Below are 2,515 nucleotides of genomic sequence, written 5' to 3' on the forward strand. Positions count from 1 at the left end.
TGTGGCGCTTCGCGGCCGTCGAAGCCCTGTCCGACGGCCGCGAAGCGCCACACGTCCTTGAAGTAGAAGTCGCCCAGCATCACGGCGCGCTCGGTGGAGAACTCCGAGCCGTCGAAGGAGTAGCGGGCCACCTCCTGGCCGCCCGCGACGATGCGCAGGTAGCCGGGGGCGATCTGCGACATCTGGCCCGCGCCGTCGAGGGTCGCGGTGAAGGACAGTCTCCGGATCTGCGAGGGGATCCGGTCGAGGGTGACGCGGAAGGACTCCGTGTCACCCGCCTGGGCGCCCAGGAGCTGGACTGATTCCTCGGGGGTCTTCGGCTGGTTGAAGAAGACGAAGTACCGGTCGTCCGAGAGCCGCTCGTCGGCGTCGAGGCCGAAGCAGCTGATGTCGAAGGTCAGGCCAGGGCCGGAAATCTGTACACCTACGTACAGATCCGTGCCCGCGGTGAGGTCACTGATCCTGGTCTTGTGGCCACGTTGGAATTCCCTGGACATGCGTAACGACCGTCCCCCATCCCGATTGCGAGTGCGTCGCGTCAGGCTAACGGCAAACTCGGACACCGGACGAGGTCGGTACAGACCCGGTACACAACCCGCGCAGCCCGCCGCCGGACGACACGCGCGCGGGACTCACTCCTCGCGGGCGTCCGTCAGGTGGGGCAGCCGTTCGGCAGCGACCACTCCTTCCAGGTAGCCACGGGCCCGCTCGGTACGCGGATACGCCTCCAGCAGCCGCCAGAAATCGGGGCCGTGGCCGGGCACGAGCAGATGCGCCAGCTCGTGCAGAAGCACGTAGTCGATCACGTATTCCGGCATGCCCTTGAGACGGTGCGACAGGCGGATGCTGCCTTCGGCGGGGGTGCACGAGCCCCAGCGGGTGTTCTGGTTGGTGACCCAGCGGACCGTGGTGGGCCGGGCCCGGCCGTCGAAGTACTGCGCCGACAGCCGCGCGGCGTGTTCGGCCAGTTCCGCGTCGCCGGGGGCGCGTCGGCGGCTCTCCTGGGCGGCGAGCTTGTCGAGCATGACGCTCACCCAGCGTTGCTCCTCGGCCTCGGACATCCGGGCAGGGATGAGCACGACGGTGCGATCGCCCTCGCGGTACGCGGAGACCGTCCGGCGTCGACGGGCGCTCCTGCGGACCTCGATCGCGCTCGCCCGTGAGCCGCTCGGCGGCTGGCTCGTCGTGCTGCGCTGTGGCGTTCCGGCGCGGTGCAATGGGTCGGCGGGCACGCCCCGACGTTACCCGCTGTGCAGGCGGGAAGTCCCGACTCCGGGACGGTTCGGTTCCGATCTCTCAGCTCCCGTCTGCCCCGTACGACGGATTTGTACGACGAATCCCGGTCCCTGTGGACAACTTTCGGCGTCCTTCGGCACGGCCGGGCATCCTGGCAGTCGTCGGCGGATCGCGGTCGCCTCGATGGCCCGCTCCACCGGCGTACGGGGAGATTCCAGGCTGACGGGGGCCTTCTATGCATCCGATGGTGAAGTCCGCGCTGCGGCGCGGCTGGCGTGATCTGAACACCGTGCAGTTCGGGCTGGCCCCGGCGCACGCAGTGACGCTCGGCCCGGTGGACACCGCGACGGGCAGTTTCCTGGACCTGCTGGACGGCACCCGCGGGCTCCCTCTCCTGCGGGAGGAGGGACACCGGATGGACCTTCCGGACGGACATGTCGATCAGCTGGTGCGACGGCTGGCGGGAGCAGGCCTGCTCGACGACTCCCGCGGCGGCGGGTCGGACGGAGCCGCCCTGCGGGAGAAGAAGGACGTCATGGACCGGCTTCGGCCGGACCTCGCGTCGCTGTCGCTGACCACGTCGGAACCCGGCGAAGCCCTCGGGCACCTGGCCGCCAGACGCCGGTTGCGGGTGCAGGTACGGGGTGCGGGCCGGGTGGGCGCGGTGCTCGCCTCGCTGCTGTCGGGCGCGGGAGTCGGCGAGGTGGACGTGCGTGACGGCGGCGTGGTGGAGCCGGGGGACGTGGCCCCGGGCGGGCTGCCTCCCGAGGCGATCGGTGAGCGCCGGGACGAGTCCGCCCGTCGTGCGGTGCGCCGGGCCGCCCCGGACCGGCCGCCCCGCAGGAGCGCCGGCTCACCGGCCGAGGCGGACGGGCTTGGTTTCTCCCTGGTCATTCTGGCCCCACGGGACGACGTGTCCGTGCACGCCCCGGCTCCCTCCGAGGCCGAGCCCTTGATCGCCTCGGGCACACCGCATCTGTACGCCGGGGTGGTGGAGGCGACCGGAGTGGTCGGCCCGCTAGTCCTGCCCGGCGAGACGGCCTGCGCGGGGTGCCTGCACGAGGCACGCACCGACCGGGACCCGGCGTGGCCCCGGCTGGTCGCGCAGTGGCACTCCGGCACGCGGCGTACCGTCCGCGCCTGCGACCTGACGCTGGCCACCACGGTCGCGGGCCTGGCGGCGGCTCACGCGCTCGCCTTTCTCGACGGCACGCTCCCGTCCAGCTCGGGAGCGCGCTGGGAGGTCTCCGTACCGGCCCTCCAGTGGCATCCGCGTCCG

The 2,515-nt window shown here is 71.7% G+C and carries 3 protein-coding genes; 1 reads left to right on the plus strand and 2 read right to left on the minus strand.

Features of this window, described 5'->3' with window-relative positions:
- Both BZL64_RS33355 and BZL64_RS33360 read right to left on the minus strand, forming a co-directional pair.
- The coding region (locus BZL64_RS33355) for a TerD family protein (RefSeq protein WP_143663380.1) at nucleotides 1–497 on the minus strand (497 nt) is incomplete at its 3' end.
- 135 nt (nucleotides 498–632) lie between these two features.
- Entirely contained in the window at nucleotides 633–1,232 is a 600-nt protein-coding gene (locus tag BZL64_RS33360) for a M48 metallopeptidase family protein (protein WP_086772840.1), read from the minus strand.
- 239 nt (nucleotides 1,233–1,471) lie between these two features.
- On the opposite strand from BZL64_RS33360, the gene BZL64_RS33365 reads away from it, so the two are divergent.
- A partial coding sequence (locus BZL64_RS33365) for a ThiF family adenylyltransferase (RefSeq protein ID WP_086772841.1) occupies nucleotides 1,472–2,515 on the plus strand: 1,044 nt, incomplete at its 3' end.

Origin of the sequence: Streptomyces bobili, assembly GCF_002154575.1 — a bacterium.
Lineage (GTDB): Bacteria > Actinomycetota > Actinomycetes > Streptomycetales > Streptomycetaceae > Streptomyces > Streptomyces bobili.